Raw genomic sequence first — 12,841 nt, 5'->3', positions numbered from 1 at the left:
CTCAGTGCCGGCCGATTTCCGCCTCGACCTTTTTGCGAGAGTTCCCAGCCTTCTTCACGGCCCTATTGACCGTTTCCTTTGGAACGCCTTCCTTTTTCGCCTCGTAGCGAACCTCGTGATCCTGTCCGCCAGCGACCTTCGCGCGATCCTGAGCACGGCCCCTCGAAGTGGTTGCCATTTTCGTATCTCCTGATGATAACGGTCACCGGGAAACGGACACCGATTCAGGAAGTTCCGGCGTTCAGGCTGGTCTCGCCAATGAGCTGCACATTCTCGAGGCATGTATGCCGTTAAATCGCACGCGGCAACGTCCACATCCTGGGACCGCGACAAGCTGATCGAGACCGCCGGCGGCTGCCGCCCTCAAATTCTCCGGCAGCTTTGGTCGCCGCGATCCTCTCGTCATGGGGATAAAGAACGCGGAAGCAGGGGACGTCGACGATGGCGATCGAAGTGTCGGAGGCTGCTGCCTTATCGGCCGATATCAGGCAGAACCCCTACAAGGATTCGACCATCGGTGAAGTACGGATCGCCGCCACCGTTGCGACCATCTTTCGTCGCACCGACGCCTGCGCGCTCGTAGGTCATGGAGATCTGCCCAGCGCCCTTGAGGTCGCCGATCACCAGCTCGCGCTCGGCGTCGAGATCGGGTCCGATATGGTGGGTGATCTGCCCGGTGTCGTGGCTGACGCCGACGCCGCGGTCGAAGCTGGCGGAGCCCAGCCACAGCGGCTGGCCGTCGGCGCCGACCGTCGCCGTTTGCCAGAGACGTATGTGGTGGCGCTCGTCCGCGCTTCGCCCGACAGGCTTTTCGAATGCCAGATCCTGTTTCCGACCGTCGAAGAACAGCGGACTGACGGGCGCATCGAGATCCGGACGATCGAGCACCACGCTCAGGCCGATTTCGACCGAAGAGAGTAATGTTACTCTGTCGGCCGGATCCCAGCCCGAGGCGGCGAAGGCCCTGATCACCTGCTGCTTCGGGCCGACGAGCCCGACGTTGATTGGATCGCCCGGAATGTCGTCGCCGGTGGTCGTGACCATCCGGCTGAAATCGGCAACCGTACTCCGGTCACGGAAGATCCAAAGCTCCGGCATCACCAGGTAGCAGACGAGCAGATAGGCCAGGAGGACGGCGGCGAGAACGCCCGCGGCCGACCTCCATCCGCCTCGGCTGCTTCTCCCCTGCCTCATTGCGATATGCCGCTCCGATTTCAGTAGCAGGGCGGATACGGATAGTAGCCGCACGGCGGGTGATAATAGTATGGCGCGGAGGCCGCCGCGGCACCGATGGCCGCGCCCGTCGCGACCGCGGCGCCGTAGCGGGCCGCCGGGTGCGCATACCAGCCGCCATGGAAGCCGACCGCACCCACGCCAACCACGCCGACGCGCCCCATTCCGGCGCGCGCCACGAACATGTCGATGAAAAGCGAAGCCGGGCCATTGGCCTTTGCGAGTTCGCCCTCGAGAACCTGGACGTCAAAGGTCAGCGTGCCGCCGTCCAGCTTCGGCTTGGTCAGGACCACGACCGCATCTTCGACAGCCGTCCCATCGCTGCTCATGACAGAGATCGTCGCGTTCGGCGGGTCGACGGCGAAGCTGTCCTTGCCCTCGTCCCATTCCTTGATGAACTCGGTCGTGAGCACATGTCCGGCCGATCGTACTGGACGGTCGGCGAACACGATCGAGTTCGCCGTGACCCCCGTCATCGTCAGCTTGCCGTCGGCCAGCGTCGCCCCGCCAGAATTGAGGACGGCGAGCGACGGCACCATCTTCGCGGCCGCGGTCGCTCCAATGGTCTTGGAAGCGGGTGCCGTGATCGCGTCTTCGGCCAACGCCGCTCCTGCGAACGACACCAGGCAGGCTACGGCGACTGTGCCGATCCGAATATGGCGTTTCATGGAGAATCCTCCTGGTTGCTACTTCACGAGACCGAGGTTGACGAGCTGGACGCGCCGATTGTCGGCTGCCTGCGGATTCGACGGATCCACGGGCCACTCCTCGCCGACGCCGATCGCGAACAAACGGTCTGGGGCGATGGAAAATGTCGTCGACAGCGCCTCCGTGATCGCGTTCGCCCGCTTCTGACTGAGGTCCAGATTGTGCTTGGCGTCGCCCGTCGAGCTCGTGTGTCCGACGACAAGGAACTTGTAGCGCCGCAGGTTCGGATGATGCAGGGCGTCGGCGATCATGCCGACGGTGCGATAGGATTTCGGTTCGATGGCGATGGAGTCGTTCTCGAAGTCGATCTCGACGATGAGCTGCGACAGCTTCGAAAGCTTCTGCCAGTCGGGAAGCCCGGCGAGGCCCTTGCCTGCACTCGCCGCCGCTTCTTCCATAAGCAATGCGAGGTCAATGGCCGGAGCTCCGCCCTGCAATCTGTCGAGCGTGCGCACCACCTGCGGGCCGCTCAGTTCCTGGGCGAATGGGTGGCCGGCTGCCAGCAGCAGCCCGGCGGCGAACATCGTTGCGAGTCGAAAGCTCTTCATGATCCTGTGTCCCTTCAACATCGTTCACCGCCAGCCGGCGTCGGTGATGGCCTGGCCGCACTGGCCTTCGTTCACGCGCGTCGCCTTGTTCAGGCAGGAAAGAATGTTGCCCTCCCCCACCACGCCGCTGCAGAACTGCGCGACATAGTGCTTGCAGATTGTGGTGAACGACGACTGGGCGGCAAGGCGCTGCCCGATGGACGAGGTGACGCTCGCCAGTGTTGCCGTACAGGTCGGCGAAACTTTCGCGGCATGGGTCTCGAGGCAGTTCTGGATACGGCCGCTTCCAAGGTTCAGGCCCTTGCAGAACTTCTTGATGTCGGATCCGCAGTCGTTGGCGAGCGTGCTCACCGCGTCGGCGAAGCTGATGGTGTCGGCACGGGCCGCACCGCTGAGCGCCAGGAACGCGACCAGCGCCCCTCCTAACAGTCTGGTTCTGGTCGACATGCTTCCCCCATCGTGAACAATTGATCGTCGGAGAAACTCCCCCGCACGCATCTGGTGCGCTTTCGGGGGTGAGAAGGGAAGTATGTTACGGTTACACGGACCGTAGGAGACGGCTTTCAACGTGTCGCCGCAACGACGGATGTGGAAGCTACCGGCCCCGTTCTGGCGGTCCATCCTCTACGGCCTGTCCGAAGCGAGCCAGTTCGAGCGAGTAGCAGAATAGTCCGAACAGCGTCGCCGCCACATACACGCTCTTCACGCACGCCTGAGCGAATGGCGGTAAGGCGTCGAGTTCCGGCAGATGCCTGAAGAAGATGGCCGAGAAGAGCGCGCCGCCGAAGAAGAAGCTGACCCGGCTGGCGAAGAAGAGCAGATGCGCCACGAAGACGTTGTGAAACGGCGACGTGACCGGCACCCATTTCAACCGTATCCAGTAGAAGCAATGGAGCAGCGCGGCGCTGACAACAACCCCACCTGGTCGGAGAGAGCGAGCGTCCGCCGTTCGCCGAGGTGGGTGACCAAGCCATGAAAGATGGGGAACACGATCCAGAACAGGGTCAGGGCCGCGGCGGTCTGAGCGGCGAGGAGACCCGCGTATATCCATGGTGCCGATGGCGCTGATCTTGACATCAAGCTCCGTCTTCCCGCAGTCCTGTTGATCCTTGCTATGCGCACGAGCCAGAAGGCTCAAGGCGGCGCGGCTGATGCCGGCGGCGCACTCATGTTTTCCGGCCGCGCCGATCCGACACACCAGTCGGACCGGCATTGGAGTTCATGGCATATTTGAGCGTCACTCGACAGGTTCGAACTCGCCTGGCTTCCAGGTCTTGTCGAACCATGGCTCCAAAGGCCCGTAGAGGCGAAGAAGGACGTTCCAACCCTTGCCCGGCACTGTCTGGACCCAGTTGGCCTCATGGCCTTTCGGCGCCGTCGGACCGAACCAGACGTCAACCGACGAGTCCGCGTTGATCACGATGTCCTTCTTGTCGCTGCCGATGCTGGGGAATTGCCGGTCCGTCTGCAACATCGAACGCGTCTGGTTGTCATACGCCACGAACGACCAGAATTCCTTTGCGGGAATGTTTGGCGGCATGTGAATCTTATAAGTCTTGCCGCCGTCGAACGGCTTGCCGTCCTTGTCGGTCGTTGCGCCGGCATATTGCGAACCAATGCCGACGCGCTTTATCGCCATGGCCGGCGTGATGCCCGTCGCGTAGTAGTGGAACAGGACGCGGGCATCCAGATAGCGAACGCCAGGCTGCAGCAGAAACTCGTAGCTCCCGCCGACAAAGCCGGTGAACCAGGCACTGTTCGGATAATAATAGGCATCCTTCATGCGCGTCTTGAAGGTGATGGTGCGCGCCGTCGCATTGCCGACGGCCACGGCTTCGGTGAGGATCTTCTTCATCCGCGCATCCGGCGCGAAGGGCTTGCCCTTTACGATGCCGATGGACGCGAGCTGTCCCAGCACTTCCGGATGATAGGCTTCGTTCGGCTCGTACTGGACGATGTCGTTTACTTCCTCGTAGAAATGGAAATTATTGGCATGGATCGTGTTGAACTCCTTGCCGGAGACGTTGACGATCTTCATCGGCGGCGGATCGCCGGCCTCCGAAAGCGGATAGACCTTGGCGAATTTCCTGGTGTTTTCGACGGCCGTCGTCGTGCTGCCGTTTTCGAGGAAGCCGCGCCAGAAGAACAGGTTCCCATAGGTCGAGGACCGCAATACGTCATAACCTTCGGGAACCACGCCCTCGTAGCCCGGCGGCAACAGCAGGTATTTTCCACCCTTGCCCTTGTCCGGACCGGCATTGCCGACATCGCCGACATATTCGAACCAGTGGTTATCGATCATGCCCAGGATGTTGGGCGGCGTCTCGATGACCAGCGGACCGGCCTTGGTATCCAGCCACATGAGATTGTAGATGCTTTCGGTGTTCCCGGTCAGGAACAGCGAATGCGAATCCATGAGATTTTCGAAGATCAGGATGGTCTGATTGTTGTCGGCGCCCTGGCCGGCCAGTCCAACCCGTAGGGCTTCGACGGAGGCACCCGGCATGGCGTTGAGAAAAGCGTCGACGCCGCGCATGAAATCGAGGTTGTCATAGATCTTTTCCGAAGTGGCGTCGTCCGGAAAGCCGTCGAAGAAATTCAGCTTGCCAATCCTGGTGTCGACGCTCTCCGGCGTGACGATCGAATCGGGTATCGGCGTCGCCATCTTGGTTTTCGGTGCTTCGGCGTACGCCGCCCCCCAGCCCATCAGCAGCACCGCGGCAGTAGCGTAAAACTGTCTCGTCGCGCGTTTCATTTCACTCTCCTTGTCGACCGCCCGTCGGCCGTTCTTCATGAGGTCGCCAATCTGTGTGCATTCGGGCGCGCGCGGCATGACGCGCACCGAACTCGACCAGGCGATGAAGCCGTTCCGGCGGCGATTGCCGGAAATGATTGCCGCCGCAGGGATAGCCGATCACGGGGGAAACACCCGTATGTTACCGTATCCGCTTGTTCCCCCGGACTATTGGCGTGACCACTTCTGCGACTCGCAGACGACCTTCATCACACAGCCTTTGAGGGTAACCGTGTCGCCGGAGACGCTGATGGTGCCGTCGTAGGTCTTCTTCGCGTCGGGGTCGGTGATCCTGCCGGAATAGCTGCCGCCGTTGCCTTCGAACGCGCCGATCTTCTCGCCGGTATGCTTGCCGCTCTTCAGCGTGATGCAGAAACCGCCGCCGCACGGCTCGATCGCGGCGGTGTCTCCGAGCGTCGTCTTCCAGTTTCCGACGATCGGCTCGGCTGCGCTCGCCAGTCCGGTCGACATCAGCACCGCTGCGACGGAGACTAGAATGGGCTTCATGGTAAGGTCCTCGCATGGCTGGCCCGCCGCCGGGCCGGTGACCGAATGGACCACACATGCGCTGCCGACCGCAAGAAACTCGCGGTGTGTTACTGTAACCTACATGGTGTCGGCCGGGTTCTGTGCCATCTTCACGGCGACTACGCGGATGTGCGGGAGCCTTCGCGTCGCCTGGGCGGGAGCGATGCAATGCAGTACGACACGGAGTTCGCCAAGCGCAGGTTTCCCGAGCAGGCGCTGGAGATCGAAGCGCTCGCCTCCCGCAATGAAAGCTTTCGGGAACTGTGCCACGACTTTTCCATCGCGGACCAGCTCGTGCGGGACTGGGAGTCGTCGACGGCCCCGGGGCAACATGAACGTTACGCCGAGGCGCTCGAACTCATGGATTGGCTCGGCAAGGAAATTCACACCATGCTGGATCTTGCCAAGGTCGTGCCATTCCCTGCAGCCCGATGAAGTCGCGATCTCCCCGTCGTGGTGGCACGGCGGCTACAGGAAAGGAACAACATGCCTCGACTGATGGCGATCATCTTGATCTTCGCGGTCGCCCTGATCGTGGCGGCTTTGACAGCCTGGGGCTCCTTGGCGTTCTGGTATCGCCTGCCCCTGCCCGATGCCGGCCGGGCGATCGGCGCCTGCGTCTTCCTCGCCTTCGGTCTCCTCACAGTAGCGGCGCTTGCCAGCCGGCTGCGCAGGAGAGCCATCCTTTCATTTGCGGTCGCCTTCGCGCTGGTTCTCTTCTGGTGGAGCTCGATCAAGCCGGAAGCCAACGCCGCATGGGCTCCTGACGTCGCCCGCCAGGTCACGGGTCGCATCGACGGAAATTCGCTGACCTTGACCGATGTCCGGGACTTCGAGTGGCGAAGCAACTCCGACTTTACCGAGCGCTGGACGACGCGAACCTACGATGTGAGCAAGGTGAGGACGGTCGACCTGTTCATGTCATACTGGGCGGGGCCGAAGATCGCGCATGTCATCTTCAGCTTCGGCTTCGAAGGCGGCGAACAGCTCGCCTGGTCGATCGAGGTGCGCCACAAGGTCGGCGGCGGGTTTTCTCCCCTTGCCGACCTCTTCAAGAACGACCCGCTGGTGGTTGTTGCCGCGGACGAACGCGACGTCGTCGGCGTCCGTTCCAACGTGCGTGGCGAGGACGTCCAGATCTACCGGCTGAGAGCCAGTCCCGAGCAGGCGCGCAACCTGCTGCTCGAGTACGTCGCCGAGGCCAACGCGCTCGCCCGGACGCCGCGGTTCTACAACTCGATCACGACGAACTGCACGACAACCGTCGCCAAGCTGATGCGGGTCGCTGGAGACAAGGTACCGTTCGACTGGCGACTGATCGTCAATGGTTATCTTCCCGACTACGCCTATGACCGGGGAGCCGTCGACACCTCGATGCCGCTCGACCGCTTGCGGGAGATTGCCAAGATCGATGTGCGGGCGCGGGCGGATGGTTTGTCGCCCGACTTCTCGAAGGCGATCCGTCTCGGCGTGCCCTTCCCGGTCGTCGTCGCTGGGCCGTAGCGTACAGTAACATACGACGGGATACGCACGGGTTGAGGCATGGTCCGTCCTGTCAGGATGTAGCCGGAATGCGGATGGGGGACTTGGGCTTGTTTCGTTTGATGACTGCTGGTCCTATCCGGCGACTTCTTCCATGCCTCGCGCTGGTCGTGCTCGCGGGCTGCGGCGGACATCCGAAGAACGTGCTGTTCCCCGTTGCGGACACCGTGCCGGATACCAGTCGCGTCGACATGCTTGTCGCGACCACGCGTGCCCGATCGACTGTTTCCGGCGAGATGTTCACGGGCGAGCGCGCCCGCACGCCGTCCTTCGCACAGATGAGAGTTTCGCTGCCCAAGGTCCGCAACGAGGGCGACGTCGCCTGGCCCAAGAGGCTGCCTTCAAATCCGAAGACCGACTTCGCCACGCTGAAGGCCGACGCGCTTAGTCTCGAAGCGGCGAAAGGCTGGCTGAACGCCTCGGTCAGAAGGAACCGCGACCACAGCGTCCTGGTCTTCATCCACGGCTTCAACAACCGCTTCGAGGACAGTGTCTACCGCTTCGCTCAGATCGTCCACGATTCCAATGTCCGCAGCACGCCGGTCCTTGTGACCTGGCCATCGCGCGGCAGCCTGCTCGCCTATGGTTATGACCGCGAGAGCACCAACTACACGCGCAACGCGCTCGAGACCCTGTTTCAGTATCTCGCCAAAGACGGCACCGTGAAGGAAGTCAACGTGCTGGCCCACTCGATGGGCAACTGGCTGGCGCTGGAAGCGCTCCGGCAGATGGCGATCCGCAACGGCGGTCTCCCGGCAAAGTTCAAGAACGTCATGCTGGCCGCTCCGGACGTCGACGTGGACGTCTTCCGGTCGCAGATCGAGGATATGGGCGACCCCCATCCGCAATTCACGCTTTTCGTCTCGCGCGACGACAAGGCGCTTGCCTTCTCGCGGCGGGTCTGGGGCAACATCCCGCGCCTCGGTTCGATCGATCCGGAAACCGCGCCGTACAAGACCGAACTCGCCGACTACAAGGTATCGGTGATCGATCTGACCAAGATCAAGGTCAGCGACGACCTCAATCACAGCAAGTTCGCGGAATCACCGCAAGTCGTCCAGCTCATCGGCCAGCGGTTGTCCGAAGGGCAGACCCTGACCGACAGCCGGGTCGGCCTTGGCGACACGATCCTTGCGGGGACAACGAACGTGGCGGCGGCGGCCGGAAGCGCCGCGGGCCTCGTACTGACCGCCCCGGTCGCGGTGCTCGACGCCGATACTCGCAGCAACTACGCCAATCATGTCGGCGGTCTGACCGGACAAGACGGCGGGACGCAGAAGATCGCGGTCAAGAACTGCGCGGCGACGCCGGCCGACCCGGCATGCCGGAAGCAGCGATAGGGGTAGGCGCCCGCTTGAGTTCGCCACGCCTGGCACGCTCGTCTTCATATGCCCCTCCAGGCCCTTGTTCATCGCCATCATCGTCCGGTACCGGTTGCCCGGCCCATACGTGATCCGCCTTGAAACTTCTTTCAGGTAGACGAAGGGCTATTGGGGGAATAGGTTGCATAAGGGGATTTGAATACAAGCTTTAACTGTCGCGCATATGTGTGACGAGGGGGAGGATGCAATGCAAACCTCGGTGCCTTTGCCCGACGATCGGGCCGAGCGCCCCTGTCCGACCCATGAGGAGGTCAGGGCGCAGCTTGAACGCATTCTGTCCAGCGGCGAGTTTCCGAGCGCCGGACGTGGCGCTGCCTTCTTGAAATATGTCACCGAGGAGACGCTTGCAGGCCGGGCACCGCGCCTCAAGGCGTATTCGATCGCCATCGAAGTGTTCAACCGAAGCGCGGGCTTCTCTCAGGAAGATCCCGTCGTTCGCATCGAGGCCGGACGTCTGCGCCGGGTCATCGAACGCTACTATCTCGTCGCAGGCCAGCGCGATCCGATCCGCATCGACATCCCCAAGGGCGGTTATGTGCCGACCTTTACGTGGAATGGGGCGCCGATGGAAGCGGCCGGGGATGCGCTGAAGGAAGACGTCTCCGAGCGCCGGGCTTTCGCGTGGCGGCGTCTCGCCTGGCCCGTGCTGGCCGTGCTCGTGGCATTCGTCTTCGCGGGGCTTGGCTTTTACGCCGGCGTTCTGAAGGGGCCGGCACCCGGTCGTTCCGCCGAGCAACTTCCGGGCGAGCCGACCCTTGTGATCGCACCTTTCGCGGACCTCGGCGACGGCCCGCAGGCTGCACGTTATGCAGCCGGACTGACCGAGGAGCTTCTAACCGCCCTTCCCCGCTTCAAGGAGATTACCGTCTTCGGCCGCGAGACATCAAAGGCACTGCCCCCAGGCGTCGAGGCGTCGCAGGTGCGCGAGGGGCTCGGCGCGCGTTACCTGGTCGCAGGCGGGGTTCGCGTCGCGGGCGACAAGGTCCGTGTGACCGTGCGCCTCGTCGACACCTCCGACGGATCCATCCTGTGGTCGCAGGACTACGACGAGAACCTGGACACGCACGAGCTCTTCTTCATTCAGGCGGATGTCGCAAGCAAGGTGGCGACGGCGATCGCTCAGCCTTACGGCATCATCGCGAAATCGATAGCGGCCAACCCGCCGCCGGACGATATGAGCGTCCATGACTGCACCCTGCGCTACTACGCATACCGCGAGGAGCTCAATCCGGAAAAGCATCAGGTCGCGCGCGACTGCCTGCAGAACGCCGTGGCGCTTTTCCCCGCCTACGCGACGGCTTGGTCGATGCTCTCGATCATCCAACTCGACGAGGGTCGGTTCGAGTTCAATCCGCAGAGTGACAAGGGTCCCGCGATGGAGCGCGCGCTCAGTTCGGCGCGGCGGGCAGTCTCGCTCGAGCCCGACAACACGCGCGCCCTGCAGGCGCTCATGACGGCCCTGTTCTTCAACAACGAGACGAAAGAGGCGTTCGATGTCGGCGAAGCGGCGCTCGCCGCCAACCCGAACGACACGGAGTTCCTGGGGGAGCTCGGAACGCGTGTCGCATTCTCGGGGCAATGGAAGCGCGGCGGCGAATTGCTGGATCGTGCGATCAAGCTCAATCCGGGCGGCTCTGGATATTACTTCGGGACGCGCGCCCTGATCGCCTGCATGCTCGACGATCACGAGATGGCGGTGCGGCTGATCCGTAAAGCCGACCTGCAGAAATTTCCGCTCTTCCATGGCGTTGCGGCGGTCATCTACTCCGAGGCCGGGCTGTTGGCAGAAGCGAAGCACGAGGGCGAGGTGTTCATGAAAATGCGCCCCGATTATCTGCCCAACATCGTGGCCGAGAATCGGAAGAGAAACCTGCCGCCGAAGGACAGCATGCGCATGATCGCAGCGCTACGACGCGCTGGACTGCCAGTGCCCAGCGCGACTGATATCGAAGCCGAATTCAGGGTCTCCGACGCCTCATATCGCCCGTGAAGGCTGTACGCTACAGTAACATACGTTTCTTCCTCCGGCCCGTTCCGTCATTCTTGCGGCGCATGACCCAGACTGCCTCGCCGCCAGCCTGAGCATCGGATGGAGAGAGAGAAATGGCAAATGCCGCATCGACCCGCGCCCTGCCGGCGAAGAGGTCCCTGACGCTCGCCGTCGCCGCGGCCCTCGGCGTGGGGGCGCCGGTCTACGGCCAGGGTTCGAGCACCGATCTCGCCAAGAATCTGTCGAATCCCATCGCCTCCCTCATCAGAAAGCTGGTCAAGGTCAACGAACAGCCGATCAGCCTGACGGGCGAGCTTCGAAACTGGGCAGCGGCTCCAGACGACGGCCCCGAAGGGCACGGCGTCCAAATCGGGCTGACCGTTCCTGTTTCCGAAGTAGGCGCATACCTCCTCATGGTCAGGACTAGGTCGGCTCTGTTCGCTCGATGTCCGCGGCCGCATGACGCTACCCTGTCACCTCAGCGTGCCTGATCGCACGCCGCGAACCGAAAGGACGTTCACATGCTTACGAAACGCGATCTGCTCCGCTCCGCTGCGATGGCCGCACTCGTTGCCGCAACGGCCAAGTCTACCCCGGTGCTTGCGCAGAACAAAGAAGAATGGCCCAGCCTGCTGGAGGCCATGGATATCGCCGAGGAAGGCTTCATCTACGGCCTGCCGCTCGTGATGAACTATGCGGTCATGAACGAGTTCGCCGTGGACAGGAACTCCGGACAGTTCAAGGCGCCGTTTAACGACATCAACAACATGCATCAGGTCGCCAGCCCGGCGGACACGGCAATCATCACGCCGAACAGTGACACGCCCTACTCGATCCTCTGGCTGGACTTGCGTGCTGAACCAATGGTGATCTCGGTGCCGACGGTCGAAAAGGAACGCTACTACTCGGTCCAGCTTATCGACGGCAACACCTACAATTTCGGTTATATTGGCTCGCGCACCACGGGAACCGAGCCGGGTTCCTATCTCGTCGTCGGACCCGACTGGAAAGGCGCGAAGCCCGACGGCGTCAAGCAGGTCTTCACCTCGAGCACCCCGTTCGTATTCGCCAACTTCCGGACACAGCTTATCGACGCCGAAGATATGGCGAACGTGGAAAAGGTGCAGAGCGGCTATAAGGCGCAACCGCTTTCGGCCTTCCTCAAGCAACCCGCCCCGCCCGCCGCACCGACGATCGAGTTCCTTCCCGCCACCACCGCCGGCATCAAGAAAAACTTCTTCGAATATCTCGACGTGGCTCTGCAATTCGTCCCGGAGACGTCAAGGGACAAGGTCATCCGTGCGAAGCTTGCAAGGATCGGCATCGGGCCCGGAAAGACTCTCGAATTCAAGGATCTGCCGCTTGAGCATAAGGCCGAGTTGTTGGTCGGCATGAAGCAGGGTGACGACAAGATCGACAAGTGGCTGGCCAGCGGAAACAAGCCCATCAACGGCTGGAACGTCAGCTCGCTGCTTGGTGACGAGGCCTTCTACAACGGCGATTGGTTGCTGCGCTCAGGCGCTGCCAAGGCAGGCCTCTATGGCAACGATGCAGCAGAGGCCATGTACCCCTTCACCCGAACAGATGCGAGCGGAAAGCCGCTCGACGGCAGCAAGCACAAGTACACGATTACCTTCCCGCCGGGCCAGTTGCCGCCAGTGCATTCGTTCTGGTCAGTGACCATGTACGACGGCAAGAGCCAGTTGCTGGTCAAGAACCCGATCAATCGCTACCTCGTCAACTCTCCGATGTTGCCGGGAATGAAGAAGGATGCGGACGGTTCGCTGACGCTGCACATCCAGAAGGACAGCCCCGGAGCGGACAAGGAAGCCAATTGGCTTCCGGCCCCGGACGGCACGATCTATCTCGTGATGCGCCTGTACTGGCCAAAGACGGAGGCGCCTTCGATCCTGCCCGCGGGGAAAGGTACGTGGCAGCCGCCCGGCGTGAAGCGGGTCTCGTAGAAAGCGCTGAACGTCGACTGGAATCTTTCCGCGAGCGGCAGGGTCGACAGGGCGCTCCTCGAGCCGGAGCGCCTTGACCGGCTGGACATCGACATGAAATTGGGCTGTAGACCAGTCCTCGCTTTCGAAAACTAGCCGGAAGGACAAGAGTT

14 protein-coding genes are annotated in these 12,841 nt (G+C 62.3%); 6 read left to right on the top strand and 8 right to left on the bottom strand.

From position 1 onward, the window contains the following. Position 1: 1 nt before the first annotated feature. From ACM5SV_RS03470 to ACM5SV_RS03435, 8 genes are all read right to left on the bottom strand, one after another. Positions 2-178, bottom strand: coding sequence for a DUF3606 domain-containing protein (locus ACM5SV_RS03470; protein WP_003554271.1), 177 nt, complete (start codon positions 176-178; stop codon positions 2-4). A 293-nt stretch (positions 179-471) separates the two neighbouring features. Next, the gene (locus tag ACM5SV_RS03465) at positions 472-1,194 is read right to left on the bottom strand and encodes an LssY C-terminal domain-containing protein (RefSeq protein ID WP_017996611.1); all 723 of its coding nucleotides are present in this window, start codon (positions 1,192-1,194) and stop codon (positions 472-474) included. 20 nt (positions 1,195-1,214) lie between these two features. Further along, positions 1,215-1,901 (bottom strand): hypothetical protein, encoded by a 687-nt coding sequence (locus ACM5SV_RS03460; protein ID WP_017996612.1) that lies wholly within the window; start codon positions 1,899-1,901, stop codon positions 1,215-1,217. 18 nt (positions 1,902-1,919) lie between these two features. After that, positions 1,920-2,489 (bottom strand): OmpA family protein, encoded by a 570-nt coding sequence (locus tag ACM5SV_RS03455; protein WP_128439028.1) that lies wholly within the window; start codon positions 2,487-2,489, stop codon positions 1,920-1,922. Positions 2,490-2,513: 24 nt separating this feature from the next. Continuing rightward, a complete protein-coding gene (locus ACM5SV_RS03450; RefSeq protein WP_003554280.1) occupies positions 2,514-2,936 on the bottom strand; it encodes a cysteine rich repeat-containing protein in 423 nt (140 codons plus the stop codon). 148 nt (positions 2,937-3,084) lie between these two features. After that, entirely contained in the window at positions 3,085-3,702 is a 618-nt protein-coding gene (locus tag ACM5SV_RS03445) for a hypothetical protein (RefSeq protein ID WP_419425061.1), read from the bottom strand. A 24-nt stretch (positions 3,703-3,726) separates the two neighbouring features. After that, positions 3,727-5,244 (bottom strand): DUF1254 domain-containing protein, encoded by a 1,518-nt coding sequence (locus tag ACM5SV_RS03440; protein ID WP_128405709.1) that lies wholly within the window; start codon positions 5,242-5,244, stop codon positions 3,727-3,729. Positions 5,245-5,451: 207 nt separating this feature from the next. Continuing rightward, positions 5,452-5,790 (bottom strand): DUF2147 domain-containing protein, encoded by a 339-nt coding sequence (locus ACM5SV_RS03435; RefSeq protein WP_221991560.1) that lies wholly within the window; start codon positions 5,788-5,790, stop codon positions 5,452-5,454. A 189-nt stretch (positions 5,791-5,979) separates the two neighbouring features. Here ACM5SV_RS03435 and ACM5SV_RS03430 point away from each other — a divergent pair, with 189 nt between their 5' ends. From ACM5SV_RS03430 to ACM5SV_RS03405, 6 genes are all read left to right on the top strand, one after another. Beyond that, a complete protein-coding gene (locus tag ACM5SV_RS03430; protein ID WP_012763440.1) occupies positions 5,980-6,246 on the top strand; it encodes a hypothetical protein in 267 nt (88 codons plus the stop codon). Positions 6,247-6,297: 51 nt separating this feature from the next. After that, positions 6,298-7,314: a DUF4105 domain-containing protein gene (locus ACM5SV_RS03425; protein WP_128439032.1), complete on the top strand. Its 1,017-nt coding sequence runs from the start codon at positions 6,298-6,300 to the stop codon at positions 7,312-7,314. A gap of 68 nt (positions 7,315-7,382) precedes the next feature. Next, the gene (locus tag ACM5SV_RS03420) at positions 7,383-8,693 is read left to right on the top strand and encodes an alpha/beta hydrolase (RefSeq protein ID WP_419425060.1); all 1,311 of its coding nucleotides are present in this window, start codon (positions 7,383-7,385) and stop codon (positions 8,691-8,693) included. A 229-nt stretch (positions 8,694-8,922) separates the two neighbouring features. Next, complete coding sequence (locus tag ACM5SV_RS03415; protein ID WP_012763443.1) at positions 8,923-10,725, top strand: adenylate cyclase; 1,803 nt, start codon at positions 8,923-8,925, stop codon at positions 10,723-10,725. 113 nt (positions 10,726-10,838) lie between these two features. Then, complete coding sequence (locus ACM5SV_RS03410; protein ID WP_026157635.1) at positions 10,839-11,216, top strand: hypothetical protein; 378 nt, start codon at positions 10,839-10,841, stop codon at positions 11,214-11,216. Positions 11,217-11,246: 30 nt separating this feature from the next. Further along, entirely contained in the window at positions 11,247-12,689 is a 1,443-nt protein-coding gene (locus ACM5SV_RS03405; RefSeq protein WP_017996618.1) for a DUF1254 domain-containing protein, read from the top strand. Positions 12,690-12,841 lie beyond the last annotated feature (152 nt).

It is taken from the genome of Rhizobium sp. CRRU65 (assembly GCF_048551595.1).
GTDB lineage: Bacteria > Pseudomonadota > Alphaproteobacteria > Rhizobiales > Rhizobiaceae > Rhizobium > Rhizobium leguminosarum_J.
The sequence above is the reverse complement of the archived record's forward strand: the minus strand, read 5'-3'. Positions and strand labels throughout refer to the sequence as shown.

Excerpts from the sequence above, each read along its gene's own strand:
- ACM5SV_RS03470 (WP_003554271.1), bottom strand. The coding sequence starts at position 178 with ATGGCAACCACTTCGAGGGGCCGTGCTCAGGATCGCGCGAAGGTCGCT.
- ACM5SV_RS03465 (WP_017996611.1), bottom strand. The coding sequence starts at position 1,194 with ATGAGGCAGGGGAGAAGCAGCCGAGGCGGATGGAGGTCGGCCGCGGGC.
- ACM5SV_RS03460 (WP_017996612.1), bottom strand. The coding sequence starts at position 1,901 with ATGAAACGCCATATTCGGATCGGCACAGTCGCCGTAGCCTGCCTGGTG.
- ACM5SV_RS03455 (WP_128439028.1), bottom strand. The coding sequence starts at position 2,489 with ATGAAGAGCTTTCGACTCGCAACGATGTTCGCCGCCGGGCTGCTGCTG.
- ACM5SV_RS03450 (WP_003554280.1), bottom strand. The coding sequence starts at position 2,936 with ATGTCGACCAGAACCAGACTGTTAGGAGGGGCGCTGGTCGCGTTCCTG.
- ACM5SV_RS03445 (WP_419425061.1), bottom strand. The coding sequence starts at position 3,702 with ATGCCGGTCCGACTGGTGTGTCGGATCGGCGCGGCCGGAAAACATGAG.
- ACM5SV_RS03440 (WP_128405709.1), bottom strand. The coding sequence starts at position 5,244 with ATGAAACGCGCGACGAGACAGTTTTACGCTACTGCCGCGGTGCTGCTG.
- ACM5SV_RS03435 (WP_221991560.1), bottom strand. The coding sequence starts at position 5,790 with ATGAAGCCCATTCTAGTCTCCGTCGCAGCGGTGCTGATGTCGACCGGA.
- ACM5SV_RS03430 (WP_012763440.1), top strand. The coding sequence starts at position 5,980 with ATGCAGTACGACACGGAGTTCGCCAAGCGCAGGTTTCCCGAGCAGGCG.
- ACM5SV_RS03425 (WP_128439032.1), top strand. The coding sequence starts at position 6,298 with ATGCCTCGACTGATGGCGATCATCTTGATCTTCGCGGTCGCCCTGATC.
- ACM5SV_RS03420 (WP_419425060.1), top strand. The coding sequence starts at position 7,383 with ATGCGGATGGGGGACTTGGGCTTGTTTCGTTTGATGACTGCTGGTCCT.
- ACM5SV_RS03415 (WP_012763443.1), top strand. The coding sequence starts at position 8,923 with ATGCAAACCTCGGTGCCTTTGCCCGACGATCGGGCCGAGCGCCCCTGT.
- ACM5SV_RS03410 (WP_026157635.1), top strand. The coding sequence starts at position 10,839 with ATGGCAAATGCCGCATCGACCCGCGCCCTGCCGGCGAAGAGGTCCCTG.
- ACM5SV_RS03405 (WP_017996618.1), top strand. The coding sequence starts at position 11,247 with ATGCTTACGAAACGCGATCTGCTCCGCTCCGCTGCGATGGCCGCACTC.